The following is a 373-nucleotide window of genomic DNA, read 5'->3' as shown; positions in this document are numbered from 1 at the left end:
GCTTAATGCGTTAGCTGCAGCACTAAAGGGCGGAAACCCTCTAACACTTAGCACTCATCGTTTACGGCGTGGACTACCAGGGTATCTAATCCTGTTTGCTCCCCACGCTTTCGCGCCTCAGCGTCAGTTACAGACCAAAAAGCCGCCTTCGCCACTGGTGTTCCTCCACATCTCTACGCATTTCACCGCTACACGTGGAATTCCACTYTYCTCTTCTGCACTCAAGTYYTCCAGTTTCCAATGACCCTCCACGGTTGAGCCGTGGGCTTTCACATCAGACTTAAAAGACCGCCTGCGCGCGCTTTACGCCCAATAATTCCGGACAACGCTTGCCACCTACGTATTACCGCGGCTGCTGGCACGTAGTTAGCCG

Annotated in this window: 1 rRNA gene; it reads right to left on the bottom strand. The window is 53.7% G+C overall.

Going from position 1 to position 373, the window contains the following annotated elements:
- Nucleotides 1-373: ribosomal RNA gene (locus tag AC1DJH_RS33090) — 16S ribosomal RNA — on the bottom strand; the annotation flags it as partial.

The organism is Variovorax sp. 10N412 (assembly GCF_056394985.1).
Note: the sequence above shows the minus strand (reverse complement) of the source record. Positions and strands in the feature narration are given on the sequence as shown.